Below are 16,549 nucleotides of genomic sequence, written 5' to 3'. Positions count from 1 at the left end.
TGACATGTCATAATCGCTATACTACACCGTACAGTGTAGTTTGTAAAGCGGAACTCTCATCAATTGCCGATAGCATACCTATAAGGGGGAGACGTAAGAATGGATACTACGATAAACAAGACGATCCGCAAAGGCTCAGCAGACAAACGAGGTAAAATTATGGCGGCGGCACGGGATTTGTTTCTGTCGGAGGGGTTTGATCGTTCCAGCGTTGATGCGGTCGCCGCCAAAGCGGGAGTTTCCAAACGAACCGTGTATGATTATTATGGCGACAAACAGAACTTACTGCTTGCTGTTGTGGAGGAAACCAGTTCAGCGGTTCTGGTCATGATCGAGCAGGGGATTTCAGACCATCTTCGGGACTTCGAGGATCTCGAGCAGTCGCTCATCTTATTTTGCGAACAAATCGTAGCTTCTGCGAACGGTTCGTCCGATTACATGGCTTTGATCCGCCTGGTCATGGTGGAAGCCGCCAACCTGCCAGACTCGTTTTTAGAAAGGTTGGATAACGCGAAGGAAGAGGGGATTATCAGGAGGTTTACAGAGTTTGGACAAACCGGACTGCTCGATGTGCCCGATCCGCAAATGGCTGCAAAGCATTTCGCTGCATTAACGTTTTTATTGGCATTTAATCAACCGAGAAAAACCGGGACATGGGGGGATGAACAGACCAAACGTATGATCACGGAAGGCGTACGCGTCTTTCTTCGTGCATATGCACCACGCACCGGATAAAACGGGGTTTGGCATCCGGGACGATCCGGTGACGGGCGTACCGGACGATGCGCATTAAAGCAAGAGGTGATGTCGTCAAGCTATAGAATGAACCGGACTAGCTCAGTTTCGAACGCTAGTTCGGTTCATTCTGTTCATTTTTCTCCTTATTGAGCTTCTTTCTCTCGATATGGGCCGCTCCCCATTGGTGTATGGTATCCATAACCGGGGACAAGCTCATGCCGTATTCCGTAATGGAGTATTCCACTTTCGGCGGGATTTGCGGATAAATGACTCGTTGAATGATCTCATCCTCCTCCAGTTCGCGCAGATGGAGCGTGAGCATTCTTTGAGTGATATCGGGCAGCAATCTTCTTAACTCATTGAATCGCAAAGGCTTACCTTGAAGCAAATGATGAATGATAATCGGCTTCCATTTGCCGACGATCGTATCCAGGGCCACAACGAATTTACATTGGTCCGGGTTCTTTTGCATGCGTTGGCCTCCTTTACAGTACCTTATTTTATACTATACCACATTATTGTTCCTACTTTTCATAAAAATGTATATATAATATGATCAACCTTGGAAGTGTATTTATTTTAATTACAGAAGGGAAGTTTTAATTAATGGCCAATGTCCTGTATATCACCGCACATCCTCTGGATCCACAAGAATCTTTTAGCCTCGCGGTAGGCAATGAATTTATTGAAGCGTACCATGAAGCAAATCCATCGGATGAAGTTGTTCATTTGGATCTGTACCAAGAGGATATTCCGCAATTCGATGCTGATGTTTTAAGGGGTTGGGGAAAGCTGCGGTCGGGTTCATCTATCGATCAACTGTCTGATGCTGAACAATCAAAAGTGGCTCGGCTTGGGGAGATTGTTGATCAATTCGTGGCTGCTGATAAGTACGTCTATGTTTCTCCGATGTGGAATTTCTCGATCCCGCCAGTTTTGAAAGCATACACCGATGCGACTTCAATTCCAGGGAAGACGTTCAAATATACCGAAAATGGTCCAATAGGCCTGTTGCCGGGAAAGAAAGCTTTGCATATTCAAGCTAGCGGTTCCGTTTATTCGGAAGGTCCGCTTGCCTCTCTTGAAATGGGATACAGCTATTTGAATAAGGTTTTACAGTTCTATGGGATAACGAGTGAAGCAATTTTTGTGGAGGGAACGGCTTTATCAGAACAGGCTCTATCTGTAAAAGAAAAAGCAATTGCCCATGCTAAGGAAGTTGCCAAACGTTTCTAATTTTTTCTTGAATGGTCCCTTTCATTGATGGAATAACCATACCTCCTATATACAGAAATATGGTAAAATGTAAGATAATACATTTCAACTGAACAGTGGTGCTCAGGGAGATGTATAACGACCATATAGAGGCTGTCGATTCATTGTGGACGGCAGCGCAGTTAAGTAAAGGCAGATCGTAACGGACACCACAGTCGCTATTTCACAAAAATGGGGCCTGTTCAAATTGTAACGGACACAGACGATCTTAGTTACGTCAAAACCGCATAGAATGGACGCAAATGCACCAAATAGCGTAATCTGAGTCCGTTAGATTTTCAATATTGCGAAAATGCTGCAAATAGAGACGCTGAGGTCCGTTAGCGAAAGCAGAACGTTTCAACTCAGTTACTCACAATGAATCGACAGCCTCATATAAGAAGTTAGGAGATAATTTTCCAGATGATGAAGCTCAAAAAGGTTACAACTAGCCTTGCAGTATCCGCTATTCTCGCGTCCGTTGCCGTTATTTGCAGCTGCTCCGCTGAAACTCCTGTAAAAGGTGTAGACCTAAGCACCGATACGATCACAACTTTCGATTTCGAAAACGTAGTTGTGAGTGAATCAATTTCTGGAAGGAAGTATGAAACAAGTTTCAGCATCCCAGAACATTATGGATGGGTGAAGGTATGGGTTAATAATCCATCATCCGATGAAATTATTATTCATGTTACTCAAGATAAACTGACGGGAACTTCGAAACTGCTTTTCAAAGTACCCGCAGGTCAATCCGGGGCTGGTTATGCATCGTCCCCTTGGTCCACGGGCACTCATTGGGTTAGTATCACCGGGAAAAACAGTGCGGATCTGAGCGGATCGTTGTCGGTCAAGCTGACAGCAACCCAGGAATTCACTGCGAATGGACCGAAAAGAGAGCTGGGCTGCCAGCTCTTATTATGTGTTCCACCTCAATCGAAGCAACTTATTTAGGCACAAATGGCTGCGAAGCTTTTTTCCTCCCCACCTATACTTGAATACGAGAGGAGGGACTGAGATGGAGTGGCTGGAGCGGATGAATCGGGCGATAGACTATATTGAAGCGAACCTGACTGGAGAGATCGAGTTGAGGGAAGCGGCCCATTTGGCCTGCTGTTCATCGTATCAGTTCCAACGGATGTTCTCGTTCATTACGGACGTGACGCTGTCGGAGTACATTCGGCGGAGACGGTTGACGCTTGCCGCGCTGGAGCTACAGCAAGGCGGTTCGGCGAAGGTGATCGACGTCGCGCTGAAGTATGGCTACGAATCGCCAGTCCCGTTCGCACGAGCGTTCCATGCGCTGCACGGGATCACGCCGGCAATGGCCCGCCAAGAGGGGATTGCACTCAAAGCCTACCCCCGTCTGTCCTTCCTTATCACAATCAAAGGGGCAGAGGCAATGAATTATCGGATCGAAACGAAGGAAAGTTTTGAAGTGTTCAATAATACGTCGTAGTTCCATATTCAAAAACGACCGGGAAAGCAGATGCTCTCCCCGGTCGTTTTATTATTTATACTATAGAATCAGTTATTTATGTAGTTCTACGCAAAATTCATTTTCAACACATGCTAGATCCATTAAAGTATCGGAAACTATTTGGAAGTTACTCTTAACAATGTTGGACTGACATTTACCAAATAAATTCCCTTGACTCAGCTTTAGGTCAGATAACTTCTTATTGAAGGGTCGAAAGAAATCCGCGTAGTCCCCACACCGTCTTGAACCAACACTGAAAACAAAATAAGATAAATGTCCAATTAATTGAGGGGCAACATTACCGTCTTTAATTCTGTCTGCTAGAGCTTCGATTGCTTCTTTTCCGCAAAGCATTGTTTCTTTCTCCGCATGTTCCTGTGATTCTTTATAAATTGATTTAAAAAAAGCAGTTGCTTTATGAAAAATTTCCTCTTCTGTTGGGGAAGTAATACGTTGTGGAGATGACCAATAACGAAAACAATTTGGGTGGTAAAACACATTTTCTGCTTTCCAAGCCTTTTCTAAAAGAGCATGTGATAGAGAAACAAATGGTAATCCTGCTGGATCGTGAACATGGATGTATTCATCATCTATGTCGTAAGCAAGGACATAATGGTCTGCCCCAAAGAGATTCTTGTAATTGGGGTTATATTGTAAGTATCCCATATCAAGCGGTCCCAGTACGACGGGCGACTTTTGTAAAGCTTGCTTTAATGGTCGGAGCGGCAGTTCATCACCATCTTGGCAAAAATTCTCCTCAAATTCGAATCCGAGAATTCGTAACGCATGGCTAATTCCTTTGTCCGGCATACCAGCCCAACTACTGAAGTAGGGTAAATTACCAACCCAAATAGCTCCTAGTCCTACACCCGTTAACACTTCTATTAAAGAAGGGGAAATTTTCTCTCCGATTGATGCTAATAGCATTGAAGAAGAATTTGCATAACAATACGCGCCATTTCCAATATACTGGGTCATTAGTTGCAAACCTCCAGCAACAGATTATTCTTCATATTAGTTTGTGATTATTGGCAAACAATAATCTATTACAAACTGCTCTTCTTGTTTCTCATCACCGCGGTAGTATATTTCTAAGCTAGGTTTGTCGGCTAGTTGGAAACCACTATCAGGAAGCCAATTTCCGTATAAATAATCTACTACCTCCCCGAGGCTGGAGATGGCTACTTCAAATGGATTATCTTTGCTAACTTCTATCCTGCAAATCGCGTATAATCCGCCTTGAATATCTTGAACCCCAATTTCACCACTTGCTTCAGTGATATCATTCGGTATCGTAAAGGCTGCATCATATCGACACTTATCGTTGGAAGTAATGTCTGGATTATCATAAGTGATACCTATTCCAAGAGTTGTCGAACTAAATAAATTCCGTGAGGCAACCCAATTCTCGACCTTCCTAAACGACTCAGTAATATCTTGGTTGTAAACTCCTTTTTGATAACCTTTAAGATGGCGATAATAAGCAAGATGATAAGTGGGTAAAGATTTAATCTCTACATTCATACTCAAAGATTCCTCCTTATTAGGATCTCCTGGTGTCACCAGATACTCTTTATAATAATGACAGGGTTTATTTTGTTCTTTACAATCTTTGCTATTAATTTTGCGATTCTTGCTAAATGATTTCCTATATGAAGTCGCCGACATACAAAAATGGGTTCGAAAAGCTCGCGCAAAGATAGCTGATGATGAGAATCCACAATTTAAGGCAATCTCGGTTACTGGCATATCAGGTTGATACAGGAGCAAGTTTGCAGCCCTCTCAATACGTATCCTCTGAATAAAATCATATAGATTCTCACCCATAATGCTTTTGAATATCCTATGAAAATGATAGGGGGAGAAATTAGCAATTGTTGAAAGAATATTGAGACTTAATTCTGTGTCAATATTATTATTGATATAATCAATCACTTTATTGATACTTGAGACATATTCCTTTTGGCTCACTCTTTACATCACCTTCCGAAATCAATTGGACTTGCTTATGTTAGGATCCATACCCTATTTTACTATATTTAGGGGGTTTTGTTCTTTTAATTCCTAGACACCAACTAGGAATCCCCAGTCAAATAAAGAACAATCCCTGTATGCAAATCAGACCACTCACTCGCGGCGTGTTACGCCGGGTGATCTGTTCGTGTGTATATCAGGCATTCCAGGCTATCAGGAAGATCGGCATCCCTATGCTAATGATGCAGTGAAGGCTGGAGCGGTAGCCGTTGTTGCGGAACGAAACATCGATGTCGACGTGCCGTTAGTTCTCGTGCAGGATTCACGACATGCGCTTGCGGTACTCTCTGCACATTTCAATGGTTATCCAAGCAGCGAACTGAAGCTGATTGGGGTCACCGGCACAAAGATTGGTGACACCCTGCTTGAAACGGACATCAATACGCAGGAACCGCCAGTACTACAGGTAAATCTGCGACGAATGGTCGATGCACACTGTGCATATGCCGTGATGGAAGTGACATCACAGGGCCTTGATGCCGGACGGGTGCTAGGCTGTGATTTTCGGACAGCGGTGTTTACGAACGTTACACAGGATCATTTGGACTATCACGGTACGATGGACAATTATATCGCTGCTAAAGGACTTTTCTTTTCCCGTCTCGGCAATCGGTTCACCGGCGACCCAGAAGCGTGCAAGTTCGCTGTGTTGAATGCAGATGACCAAGTGTTCACCGTCTTTCAGAAATTAACCGCGGCGCATGTCCTGACGTACGGAATCCATGAAGAGGCGGACGTACGAGCAGAGGAAATTCGATTAAGCGCACAGGGTACGTCGTTTCGGGTCGTTACATATAAGGGGACGTCTGAAATGAAGATCGACATGGTAGGTACCTTCAATGTCTATAATGCGCTGGCGGCAATTACCGCCGCGCTCGCCGAGGGCTTGACGCTGGAAACAATCCGAGATGGACTCGCATCGCTACCCGGGGTTCCGGGACGACTAGAGATCGTTGACGAAGGACAGCCGTTTCTTGTATTGGTTGACTACGCCCATACACCAGACGGGGTGGATAATGTGCTTCGGGCTGTCCGGGCGTTCTCTGAGAAAAAGGTCATCACTGTGTTCGGATGCGGCGGTGATCGTGACCGTATGAAACGCCCAATCATGGGTAGCATTGCGGCCGAATACAGCGACTTTGTGATCGTCACATCGGACAATCCGCGTTCCGAGGATCCGGAACGGATTCTAACGGACATCGAGGCCGGTCTGCCTGATAAGCATTATTCAGCAGACAGGTATGAATTAATGGCGGATCGCGCCAGGGCCATTTCGAATGCAATTTCGATGGCAAACTCGGGAGACGTTGTAGTTATTGCAGGCAAAGGGCACGAAACGTACCAGATTATGAAGGATGGAACGATCCACTTTGATGACCGTGAAGTTGCGCGACAAGCGATTCGGGAGGGGAAAAGCTAATCGTCCGAAGTAAGAAACTGCTCATCGACAAAAAGACAACGAGCAAAGCAATTATCAAGTTGGAAGCAGAAGGTTACGTACGGAGGGAAGCCGAACCCAGTAAGCTTGCTGAAAATCGTGCTTCACAATCTAACGGTGATTGGCCATCGCAGACCGAAGTTACTATGCCAGGCCGTCACTATCCTCAAGAAGATGCACCCAATGAAGTTGAAGATGTGCTTGCCGCATGGATGACAAAATTAAGTTAATAGGTTGGTCTGAACTCAAGCAGTCGCCACCAGCTCTATTTATGGGATCGAGTCCTGGTATTTGTCGATATACAGCGTCCCGTCCAATTGGAGCTCTGCGTAAAATACTTGATCCATAGAATGAATGCGGGCTTTCTTTAATTGTTGGTTAAGCCAGGCAACGGAGACATCCATTTTCATAAGATTTTTTTCTACAATTTTGCCATCAATGATAAGCTCCGTCGGGATTCTTTGAATAGGCGTAACGGTTGCCTTTATATCTTTTTTTGTTGCAGGCAGCAGTTCTTCTTTTCTCAACACGCTGAGTTTACCGTCTGGTTCCAAAATTGCAAATTCGACTTCTTTGGGTGAGAAGACATCCTTATTCCGAAGCAACATGATTAAATCATCGATGTTGAGGTGCTGTTTAGCCAATTCCTTTTCCAAAATCTCTCCTTTTTTGATGAGAATCGTAGGCTCGCCGTCGAGAATCTCACGAGCTTTGACGGAGTGCAATCCGATCAATGCGATGAAGTACGCCAAGAGCGACCATAAGACCAAGCTAGCTATTCCTTGCAGCAGCGTGATTTGTCTGTTGACGATAATCTCGGCGGTTGTGGAGCCGAAGGTGATCCCTGTTACATAATTGAAAAACGTTAGATGTCCGACTTGTTTTTTACCGAGCAGACGCGTCAAAACAAGTAGAGCAGCAAAGGACGTTGCCGTACGAAATAGAATTTCTCCATAGGTCATGTGCTGAGCTCCCTGCAAAACAGATAGTTCTAGATTGGTCTTTATTTCCACCTCTTATACTTGTTAAGTGAAAGAAAGCTAATGAACTTGAACGGCACCGTACCCTACATAAGGGCAAGTTTTTGAGCGAAGGAGCACGGCTGACTTTAGAACGTAACAATCACGTTACCTTTTTTACGCTCGGTCTCTACATATTTGTGGGCATCCGGTAGGCGTTCCAGAGGATATCGACGATCAATCACGGCGTTCAGCGTACCATTTCCTGCGAGTTCCATGAGAAACGCCAAATTCGCATTGTTTTGCATAAGGCCGGCTGCTGCAAAAACAGCCCGTTTTCCTTTAAAAAGGGAAGTCCGCATCATCTGAAAAAGGATAGACAGCTTAGGTGTGGTAGTCAGATAAACTCCCTTGGTCGTAAGTACACGCTTGCATGACGAGAAGGAGCGTTTGCCTACCGCATCAAAAACGACATCATAGGCTTTGTTCGCCCTCGTGAAATCCTCCAAGTTGTAATCAATAATGTAATCTGCTCCTGCTTTTCTTACCAGAGCTTCATTGCCGGCAGAGCAAACACCGGTTACTTCAGCGCCATAGTATTTGGCCAATTGCACGGCGTAAATCCCGACAGCCCCCGAGGCACCATTAATCAGCACTTTCTGTCCCTTCCGCAGCTTTGCCTTATCTCTTAGAAACGTCAATGCGGTGGCACCTCCGTCACAGATGCCGACGGCTTCTTCAAAGGAGATATTGTCCGGAAAAACCGCAAGTGGGCTCTCTTCGGAAAGACACTTATATTCGGCATAAGCGCCGAAGTTTTTGACGCTCATCCCCAAAACACGATCCCCCGTTTTAAAATGTCTTACTTCTTTGCCGACCGCTTCGATCTCGCCGGCTAATTCGCATCCACCAATTGCATATTTCGGCCTGGACCATCCGTAGATCAATTTAATCATAGCAGGATCGCCCTTGCGAAAAGCGCAGTCCGACGGTCCTACAGATACGGCTTGGATACGTATGAGAATTTCCTTGTCTCCTGGGGACGGTTTCGCGATTTCTTGCGGGACAATCACTTCAGGTGGACCATACGACATTTGGACCATGGCTCTCATGAGTTTTCCCTCCTATTTAAGGCTAATTTTTATGGTTCACTGAAACAATCCTTTACAAACGGCTCCCTAACGTAAGAAAATGGATAATACATGACCGTTAGAGAAGGAGATGAAGCAAATCTGATATGAAAGACATTTTTTACAAATATATGTCGAGATGGACTTCCCTTAACGAGGAAGATCAGCAAGCCATTGTGGATGAGATCCAAATAGATGAATTTAAAAAAGGGACCGTTCTTATTATACAAGGGGATACCCCTACAAAATGTTATTTTATCTTGAAAGGTTGCGTAAGGCAGTATGCGATCAATGAGGAGGGTAGAGAGGTCACATCCAATTTCTACACCGAAGAGCAAGCCATCGCCATTTTCAATCATCACAAACCAGACAAGACGTCCGACTACACCTTCACGTGCATGGAAGATTCGATACTGGTTGTTGGCGACCTGGTCACCGAAAAGGAAATGTACAACAAACACCCTCAATTGGAGACAATGACCCGCAGGATGATTGAGGAGAGCTTTAGTCAGGTCCAAGAGGAATTCGCTGCATTTATTGCTTCATCGCCTGAAGAACGTTTCAAGACGCTGCTAATGAAACGCCCATCTTTGATCGACCGGGTACCCCAACATCAATTGGCCAGTTATCTGGGCATTACTGCGGAGTCACTAAGCAGAATTAAGAAGAGAATCCACCAAGATTAAGTAATGATTTCATTGTAGCTAGGGGGACGTTTACGTGCATTGACTTAAGTCAAGAGATGAGGCTGGAAAATGGGGAACTGCGTATACCGCGAGAAAAAAAAGAGAAGGGATAGACCGAGATGCAAATGATTAAATTTATGTATAAACAATTCTTAAGGGAACCTTTGTGGTTTAAGCTTCTAGTTACTTCAACTTTGCTGATCGCAATACTATTTAGTAATACCTTTATTTCAGAAAATGGATATTATCAAAGCGCGGCAAAATTTGCCGCGGCGATTTTTTTCTCTGCATACGGCATCAAATTCCGTAGAAATACTCGAATTTCACTTATCTTTTTCGGATTAACAATTTTATGTGTATATCTGTCCTGGGACAAATTTGACCAAGCAAGTCTGTAAACTAAGGGAACAAGAATTGAACCATTACAAGATAAGCCACTTGTAACTCATATGTTTCTATATGAATTACAAGTGGTTTTCTACTAAGTGAGTAAAATTACTCCCTATATTCACGTTTTTATGGATATTTTCTGTTTTGGCGTCAAGTGCAGTCTTGTAGTATAAGCATTTATGCTCGATGACTTCCATTGTTTTTTTTAGCTCTTCTATCTGTGCTTCTACGGTAGCTTTCCGTTCCAAAAACATGTCATATCTTTGTTGCAAGGTGGAATCTCCCTCTGAACACCAATCGATAAAGTTTTTAATTCCCTTGATCGGCATCCCCGTGGATTTTAAACATTCAATTATTTTCAAAGCTTCGATGTCGGATTCTTTAAACAATCTTATCCCGCTGGAGGTCCGCTCTACAAAAGGCATAAGTCCCTCTTTATCGTAGTAACGCAAGGTATAGGGTGTAAGATTCAATTCCTTTGCCACTGCGCTCACGGTGAATGGGGGCCAGTAAACTATCCTCTTGTGCCTGGACACGAGATAGCGGGAATTGTCACGGCTGTAGGGCCTCAAGTTACAAAACATAAGGTCGGTGACCGGGTAGGGGTTGGATGCATGGTCGACTCCTGCGGCGAATGCGAGAATTGCCGGAAAGGGGAAGAACAATACTGCCTTAAAGGAAATATCCAAACCTACGCTGGCGTTGACAAATACGGCGAACTTACGCAAGGTGGATATTCTACCCATATTGTCGTAACGGAGAACTTTGTTGTCAGAATTCCAGAAACCATTGGTTTTGACTTGGCTGCTCCGTTACTTTGCGCAGGTATTACGACTTATTCGCCTCTTAACCATTGGGGAGCGGGCCCAGGCAAGAAAGTGGCTGTTGTTGGTATGGGCGGACTTGGCCATATGGCTGTCCAAATTGCTCATGCCATGGGCGCCGAGGTCACGGTTCTGTCCCAAACCTTGAATAAAAAGGCCGATGGCTTGCAATTAGGAGCAGACCACTACTATGCCACAAGCGATCCGGAAACATTCGAGAAATTGACCGGGCACTTTGATTTGATTATTAACACGGTAAGTACAAGTATAAACTTGGATGCCTATTTGCGTTTACTTGCTTTTGACGGCACGCTGGTGAACGTTGGTGCTCCTGCAGAACCGCTGTCACTAAGAGTGATTAATTTGATCGGACATCGCCGTTCATTCGCAGGTTCCATGATCGGAGGTATCCGCGAGACGCAGGAAATGTTGGATTTCTGTGCAAAACATAACATAGTTCCCATGATCGAAGTGATATCTGCCGACCAAATTGACGAAGCCTACAAACGTGTATTAGCTTCCGACGTAAAATATAGATTCGTGATTGACATAAGCACAATGTGAAAAGATTTTGAAGGACTGGTGATTTTAATGGAGATGAAAGAGTTTATCCATTTTTGTAAACAAGGGAACTCCATTTCCGCTGAAGATAAACAATTATTCCGACTATTAACTCAGTGTAGTTATGAAGCTCAAAAAATCACGATGACATTGAACACGTCCTTTCATTCACAAGAAGAAATAGTAGAGATTTTTAGTGAATTGACAGGCAGTCACATCGATCCATCTTTCATCTGTTTCCCGCCGTTCTATACCGATTTCGGCAAAAATATCGCGATTGGAAAAAACGTGTTTTTTAATACAGGGTGTTCCTTTCAAGATCGAGGCGGAATTCGTATAGGAAACGGATCTCTCCGGTTACAATTGGCGAAAATGTTTGGATTGGGTCAAGTGCTACCATACTCCCTGGTGTGACTATCGGGGACAACTCTATCGTTGCAGCAGGAGCCGTAGTGTATCGGAATGTACCAGAGGATAGTGTTGTTGCTGGGGTTCCGGCAAAAGTCGTAAAAATGTTAACATGAAACGTTTTGAAAAAGGAATGGAATTCAATCGCGGCTTCCGAGGGAAGGCAGGGGGACTAAGGATAGCGGGAAATCAAAAAAGAACCTGAGTAGTGTGGTCAGGTTCTTTTATATTGCATATAAACAAACACGATGATATAATCAGATTGCGTCTAAAAAATAAAAGTTTGCATTAGTTCCGCATCTTACAATTTTATTTTACCATGCAGGTAAGCTGTTGTCAAATTCTTTTTTCAAATTAACGGTTAGGGGAGATCTCGATGAGTTCTGTGGTTCTCAGCTTCCAAGAAATCGAAAAAACGCAGCTTTTGCTCGTTGGCGGAAAAGGGTTACATTTAGGGGAATTATCCACCATGGAAGGAATACAGGTGCCGGAAGGATTTTGTGTTACCACAGTTGGATTTCAAAAAGCCATCGAACAAAACCCAACGTATCATGCTTTATTGGATCGCCTAACCGAACTGAAAGCAGAGGACCGGGAGCAAATTGGTGAAATCAGCAGGGAACTGCGACAACTGATTAGGGAAGCAGAAATACCTTCCGATGTTGTTAAAGCAGTTACTCACTATCTCTCCCGACTTGGCGGGGAGCATGCTTATGCCGTTCGTTCGAGTGCGACTGCCGAAGATTTGCCGCATGCCTCTTTTGCCGGTCAACAAGACACCTATCTAAACATCATCGGCGTCGATGCCATTTTGCAGCATATCAGCAGATGCTGGGCTTCCCTATTTACGGATCGCGCGGTTATCTACCGTATGCAAAATGGATTTGACCACAGTCAAGTTTATATATCCGTAATCGTTCAAAGGATGGTTTTCCCGCAAGCTTCCGGGATTTTATTTACCGCTGATCCGATTACCTCCAACCGAAAGCTGCTATCGATCGATGCCAGTTTTGGACTTGGAGAAGCACTGGTCTCTGGCTTGGTATCTGCCGATTGTTATCAAGTACAGGAAGGGCGGATCGTCGACAAGAGGATAGCAGCCAAAAAATTGGCTATCTATGGTCGAAGAGAAGGCGGAACAGAGACAAAGCAGATCGATCCCGATCAGCAAAACAATCAAGCGCTTACGGAACAACAAATTTTACAGCTGGCAAGCATCGGAAGACAGATCGAAGCTTATTTTGGCTGCCCGCAAGATATCGAATGGTGTTTGGCTGATGATACGTTTTATATCGTCCAGAGTCGACCCATCACGACCTTATACCCGATCCCCGAAGCGAATGACGAAGAAAATCACGTCTATGTATCTGTCGGCCATCAGCAAATGATGACCGATCCCATGAAGCCGCTAGGATTGTCCTTTTACCTGTTGATCACTCCTGCACCCATGCGCAAAGCGGGTGGAAGGTTGTTTGTTGATGTTACACCTATGCTGGCTTCGCCTTCCGGCAGGGAAACATTAATAAATGTCCTGGGGAAAAACGATCCGCTCATCAAGGATGCACTGACGACCGTCGTAGAGCGAGAACATTTTATAAGATCGATACCAACGGATAACCAAGTACCGAGTCCCCCTAAAAGCAATCAAGGTATGTCGTCTGCAGGCCTTCAACCACACATCGAAAATGACCCGACAATCGTTTCGAATTTGATTAAGCGTAGTCAAGCCTCGATAGATGAATTAAAACAGAACATCCGAACGAAATCGGGAGCGGATTTGCTTGATTTTATCCTGGAGGATATCCAGCAATTAAAGAAGATTTTATTCGATCCACAAAGCTCGGCTGTGTTTATGGCTGCGATGAATGCTTCAACATGGATCAACGAAAAAATGTTGGAGTGGTTGGGGGAAAAAAATGCAGCAGACACGATTTCTCAATCTGTGCCGGGCAATATTACTTCGGAAATGGGGCTCGCGCTATTGGATGTAGCCGATGTGATTCGTCCGTATCCAGAAGTAATTGATTATTTACAGGATGCAAAAGCAGATAACTTTTTGGATGAGCTGGTTACGTTGGATGGCGGACAGGAAACCCAAGCTGCAATCCAGGCTTTTCTCGACAGATACGGAATGCGATGTGCCGGAGAAATTGATATAACCAGAACGCGTTGGAGCGAAAAACCAATTACATTGGTCCCGATCATTTTGGGTAATATCAAAAATTTTGAGCCTAACGAAAGCAAACGGAAATTTGAGCAAGGTCGACAGGAAGCTTTGGAAAAAGAACAAGAGTTATTGGAACGATTGAAGTCATTACCGGATGGCGAACAAAAAGCCACAGAGACAAAACGAATGATCGATCTAATCCGGAATTTCATCGGTTATCGCGAATATCCCAAATATGGCTATATTAGTCGCTACTTCGTTTATAAGCAGGCTTTACTGAAAGAAGCCGAACAACTCGTACAATCGGGAGTTATTCATGAAAAAGAAGATATATACGACCTCACCTTTGAAGAGCTTCGCGAAGTCGTACGCACACATACACTCGATTACCAGATCATCAGCAAACGAAAAGACGAGTACAACTATTATGAAAAACTAACTCCGCCACGTGTCATCACGTCTGATGGAGAAATCATCGCAGGGAAGTACAAGCGAGAAAATCTCCCGCCTGAAGCTATGGCAGGTCTAGCAGTTTCCTCCGGAGTTATAGAAGGACGGGCGCGTGTCATCTTAAGCATGGAAGATGCTGACCTGGAGCATGGAGATATATTGGTCACCGCCTTTACTGACCCTAGCTGGACACCCTTATTTGTATCCATAAAAGGACTCGTCACCGAAGTTGGCGGACTGATGACCCATGGAGCGGTTATCGCACGCGAGTATGGCTTGCCGGCCGTTGTAGGGGTGGAGAATGCCACCAAGCTGATAAAAGATGGACAACGAATTCGCGTGCATGGAACAGAAGGGTATATCGAAATCTTGTAAAGGGGAGCAGCAATATATAATCGCATCAGCCAGGGAACAGACCGCCGCGGCAGCTGCTCCCTGGTTTCAACCCTAGAAGCCTGGAAGTCGTTACAGATCCGCTTTACCGATTGCCTATCTTCTTCCGAAAACGGAGCAACATATACAGAACAATACAGAAGATAAAAAATAGTATCCCCCCAAGCGAGCGGATGATCGCTGAATCAAGCCCGACATGAAGTAAGATGGCATTAAATGGGGTGTAAAAAAAGGCGATGGCCACAAGAATCAGCAAGCCGCTGAATATATTGATTAGGGGAAAAGCACCTTTACATCGTTTTTGTATCACGATCGCATTCCAAAGCAAGGGCACGAATTCAAAGGCAAACACACTTATCGCTGCACCAGCGTAACCAAAACCAGGTATAGCCGTCAAAGAATAAGCTGCAATCGCCGAGCATACAAGACCTAGGAGGGAACCGGTCAAGGGCGCTCTTTTTTGATCCATGGCCCATAAAATCGTCGTCGTCAGCTCCCTCATTCCCACAACGATGGGAGCAAAAGACATCAAGCGTATGGCTTGCGCGGCGCCTTCGTTGCCGAAAATGAATGACGAAAGCTCGTCCGCGTGAAAGAAGAGGAAGACCGTCGAGCCGACACCCCAGAACCACCCTACTTCCAAAGACAAGTTGGAACGTTCAATAAAATCTTCCCTTTTGTTATTTTGCCAACTGGCAGTTAGTTTAGAGGCAATCGTGTACGACAAGGCTGCGGTCAGGATCGTGGGCAGGTAAACCGTTATCGATGCCATTCCTGATATTTCTCCGAAGATGGCTACAGCATCCGATTGACTCAGACCCGATATCTGTAAGCGGGAAGGAATAATAAGTGCATCCAGAAGGTCGGATGTTGGCGCAACCAAGCGTGTTAAGGTAATAACAAAAGATGATTTGAGAAAAAAAATGACCCCCGGCTCGAGAGCAGTCCAGCGGATTGATTCTATAGATGTTCTGCGCTTCGTATGGTAAGAAGTTGTTTTTTTGCCGGATTGGTATAGCCAAAGAAAACATAATGCAGCAAAAGCGCCCGTAAACGCACCGAAAGCAGCTCCACCGGCCGCAGCGTGAACGCCATATTTCATCCAGACCACAACTAGCAAAAGCATCGTACCGGCGCGTACCGATTGCTCAATCAGCTCGGAAGTCGATACGTCTCCGTAACATTCGATTCCTTGCAAAAAACCGCGATATAACTGCAATACCGGGATAATCAGTAAGGCCGGTGCAATACACCGTATAGGAAACGACAAATGGCTATCCCCGAAATGATGGGCGAGAGAAGGCGCCATGACATAACAAAGGAGACTAAAAAAAATACCTAACAATAAAAAGGGGATCATTAAACCTTTAAAAAATTGCGACCCGTGCTTGGCGTCTTTTGCCGTCATCAAGGCTAACGTCGTTGGAAAACCGCCTGTGACGAGCGTATATGCGAAGCCATAAATAGAATAAACAATTTGATAGATTCCGACTCCTTCCGATCCGAGCAGCCGGTATAGCGGAATGCGAACGGCAAGTCCGATGACTTTAACAATAAAAATGGAGCCAGTACGTAGCGCAGTTTGTTTCAGGAAGATGGGAAGCTTCATTTTTTCACCCCAAATAACCTTGTCCCAAAAT

15 protein-coding genes and 2 pseudogenes are annotated in these 16,549 nt (G+C 44.7%); 10 read left to right on the top strand and 7 right to left on the bottom strand.

Annotated elements, in window-relative coordinates; all coding sequences use genetic code 11:
• The first annotated feature begins 99 nt into the window (after positions 1 to 99).
• Entirely contained in the window at positions 100 to 735 is a 636-nt protein-coding gene (locus GSF01_RS07200; protein ID WP_159882360.1) for a TetR/AcrR family transcriptional regulator, read from the top strand.
• 115 nt (positions 736 to 850) lie between these two features.
• On the opposite strand, the gene GSF01_RS07195 is transcribed toward GSF01_RS07200, so the two are convergent.
• Positions 851 to 1,210 (bottom strand): winged helix-turn-helix transcriptional regulator, encoded by a 360-nt coding sequence (locus GSF01_RS07195; protein WP_159882358.1) that lies wholly within the window; start codon positions 1,208 to 1,210, stop codon positions 851 to 853.
• 134 nt (positions 1,211 to 1,344) lie between these two features.
• Between GSF01_RS07195 and GSF01_RS07190 the strand changes: the two genes are divergently transcribed.
• From GSF01_RS07190 to GSF01_RS07180, 3 genes and pseudogenes are all read left to right on the top strand, one after another.
• Positions 1,345 to 1,974: an NAD(P)H-dependent oxidoreductase gene (locus tag GSF01_RS07190; protein ID WP_159882356.1), complete on the top strand. Its 630-nt coding sequence runs from the start codon at positions 1,345 to 1,347 to the stop codon at positions 1,972 to 1,974.
• Positions 1,975 to 2,415: 441 nt separating this feature from the next.
• Positions 2,416 to 2,943 carry a hypothetical protein gene (locus tag GSF01_RS07185; RefSeq protein WP_159882354.1) on the top strand — a complete coding sequence of 176 codons (528 nt, stop codon included), beginning with the start codon at positions 2,416 to 2,418 and terminating at the stop codon, positions 2,941 to 2,943.
• A 64-nt stretch (positions 2,944 to 3,007) separates the two neighbouring features.
• Positions 3,008 to 3,433, top strand: a pseudogene (locus GSF01_RS07180) (helix-turn-helix transcriptional regulator); the annotation flags it as partial.
• An 87-nt stretch (positions 3,434 to 3,520) separates the two neighbouring features.
• Here the strand turns inward: GSF01_RS07180 and GSF01_RS07175 are convergent.
• Together GSF01_RS07175 and GSF01_RS07170 are read right to left on the bottom strand one after the other, a co-directional pair.
• Positions 3,521 to 4,447 carry a cysteine peptidase family C39 domain-containing protein gene (locus GSF01_RS07175; protein ID WP_159882352.1) on the bottom strand — a complete coding sequence of 309 codons (927 nt, stop codon included), beginning with the start codon at positions 4,445 to 4,447 and terminating at the stop codon, positions 3,521 to 3,523.
• A 36-nt stretch (positions 4,448 to 4,483) separates the two neighbouring features.
• Positions 4,484 to 5,440 carry an AraC family transcriptional regulator gene (locus GSF01_RS07170; protein ID WP_159882350.1) on the bottom strand — a complete coding sequence of 319 codons (957 nt, stop codon included), beginning with the start codon at positions 5,438 to 5,440 and terminating at the stop codon, positions 4,484 to 4,486.
• 190 nt (positions 5,441 to 5,630) lie between these two features.
• Here GSF01_RS07170 and GSF01_RS07165 point away from each other — a divergent pair, with 190 nt between their 5' ends.
• Positions 5,631 to 6,923, top strand: a complete 1,293-nt coding sequence (locus GSF01_RS07165) for a UDP-N-acetylmuramoyl-L-alanyl-D-glutamate--2,6-diaminopimelate ligase (RefSeq protein WP_235941333.1) — start codon at positions 5,631 to 5,633, stop codon at positions 6,921 to 6,923.
• Positions 6,924 to 7,210: 287 nt separating this feature from the next.
• Here the strand turns inward: GSF01_RS07165 and GSF01_RS07160 are convergent, their stop codons facing one another.
• Together GSF01_RS07160 and GSF01_RS07155 are read right to left on the bottom strand one after the other, a co-directional pair.
• On the bottom strand, positions 7,211 to 7,903 hold the full coding sequence (locus GSF01_RS07160; protein ID WP_159882348.1) for a YetF domain-containing protein: 693 nt from the start codon (positions 7,901 to 7,903) through the stop codon (positions 7,211 to 7,213).
• A gap of 146 nt (positions 7,904 to 8,049) precedes the next feature.
• Positions 8,050 to 9,012 (bottom strand): NAD(P)-dependent alcohol dehydrogenase, encoded by a 963-nt coding sequence (locus tag GSF01_RS07155; protein WP_159882347.1) that lies wholly within the window; start codon positions 9,010 to 9,012, stop codon positions 8,050 to 8,052.
• 125 nt (positions 9,013 to 9,137) lie between these two features.
• Between GSF01_RS07155 and GSF01_RS07150 the strand changes: the two genes are divergently transcribed.
• Positions 9,138 to 9,716 carry a Crp/Fnr family transcriptional regulator gene (locus tag GSF01_RS07150; protein WP_159882346.1) on the top strand — a complete coding sequence of 193 codons (579 nt, stop codon included), beginning with the start codon at positions 9,138 to 9,140 and terminating at the stop codon, positions 9,714 to 9,716.
• Positions 9,717 to 10,180: 464 nt separating this feature from the next.
• Here the strand turns inward: GSF01_RS07150 and GSF01_RS07145 are convergent, their stop codons facing one another.
• The gene (locus GSF01_RS07145) at positions 10,181 to 10,624 is read right to left on the bottom strand and encodes a MerR family transcriptional regulator (RefSeq protein ID WP_159882466.1); all 444 of its coding nucleotides are present in this window, start codon (positions 10,622 to 10,624) and stop codon (positions 10,181 to 10,183) included.
• On the opposite strand from GSF01_RS07145, the pseudogene GSF01_RS07140 reads away from it, so the two are divergent.
• The 4 genes and pseudogenes from GSF01_RS07140 to ppsA form a co-directional block, all read left to right on the top strand.
• Positions 10,589 to 11,494 (top strand): annotated as a pseudogene (locus GSF01_RS07140) (NAD(P)-dependent alcohol dehydrogenase); the annotation flags it as partial. The gene GSF01_RS07145 and the pseudogene GSF01_RS07140 sit on opposite strands and share 36 nt — an antisense overlap.
• A gap of 33 nt (positions 11,495 to 11,527) precedes the next feature.
• On the top strand, positions 11,528 to 11,905 hold the full coding sequence (locus GSF01_RS07135) for an LbetaH domain-containing protein (protein ID WP_201305333.1): 378 nt from the start codon (positions 11,528 to 11,530) through the stop codon (positions 11,903 to 11,905).
• Positions 11,839 to 12,015, top strand: coding sequence for a DapH/DapD/GlmU-related protein (locus GSF01_RS29280; protein ID WP_235941340.1), 177 nt, complete (start codon positions 11,839 to 11,841; stop codon positions 12,013 to 12,015). Before GSF01_RS07135 ends, GSF01_RS29280 begins: the two co-directional genes overlap by 67 nt.
• A 260-nt stretch (positions 12,016 to 12,275) precedes the next feature.
• A complete protein-coding gene (ppsA, locus tag GSF01_RS07130; protein WP_159882345.1) occupies positions 12,276 to 14,891 on the top strand; it encodes a phosphoenolpyruvate synthase in 2,616 nt (871 codons plus the stop codon).
• A 103-nt stretch (positions 14,892 to 14,994) separates the two neighbouring features.
• On the opposite strand, the gene GSF01_RS07125 is transcribed toward ppsA, so the two are convergent.
• A complete protein-coding gene (locus tag GSF01_RS07125; RefSeq protein WP_159882344.1) occupies positions 14,995 to 16,518 on the bottom strand; it encodes an oligosaccharide flippase family protein in 1,524 nt (507 codons plus the stop codon).
• Positions 16,519 to 16,549: the final 31 nt, after the last annotated feature.

Origin of the sequence: Paenibacillus puerhi (genome assembly GCF_009846885.1) — a bacterium.
In the GTDB taxonomy this organism is placed as follows: domain Bacteria; phylum Bacillota; class Bacilli; order Paenibacillales; family NBRC-103111; genus Paenibacillus_G; species Paenibacillus_G puerhi.
Note: the sequence above shows the minus strand (reverse complement) of the source record. Positions and strands in the feature narration are given on the sequence as shown.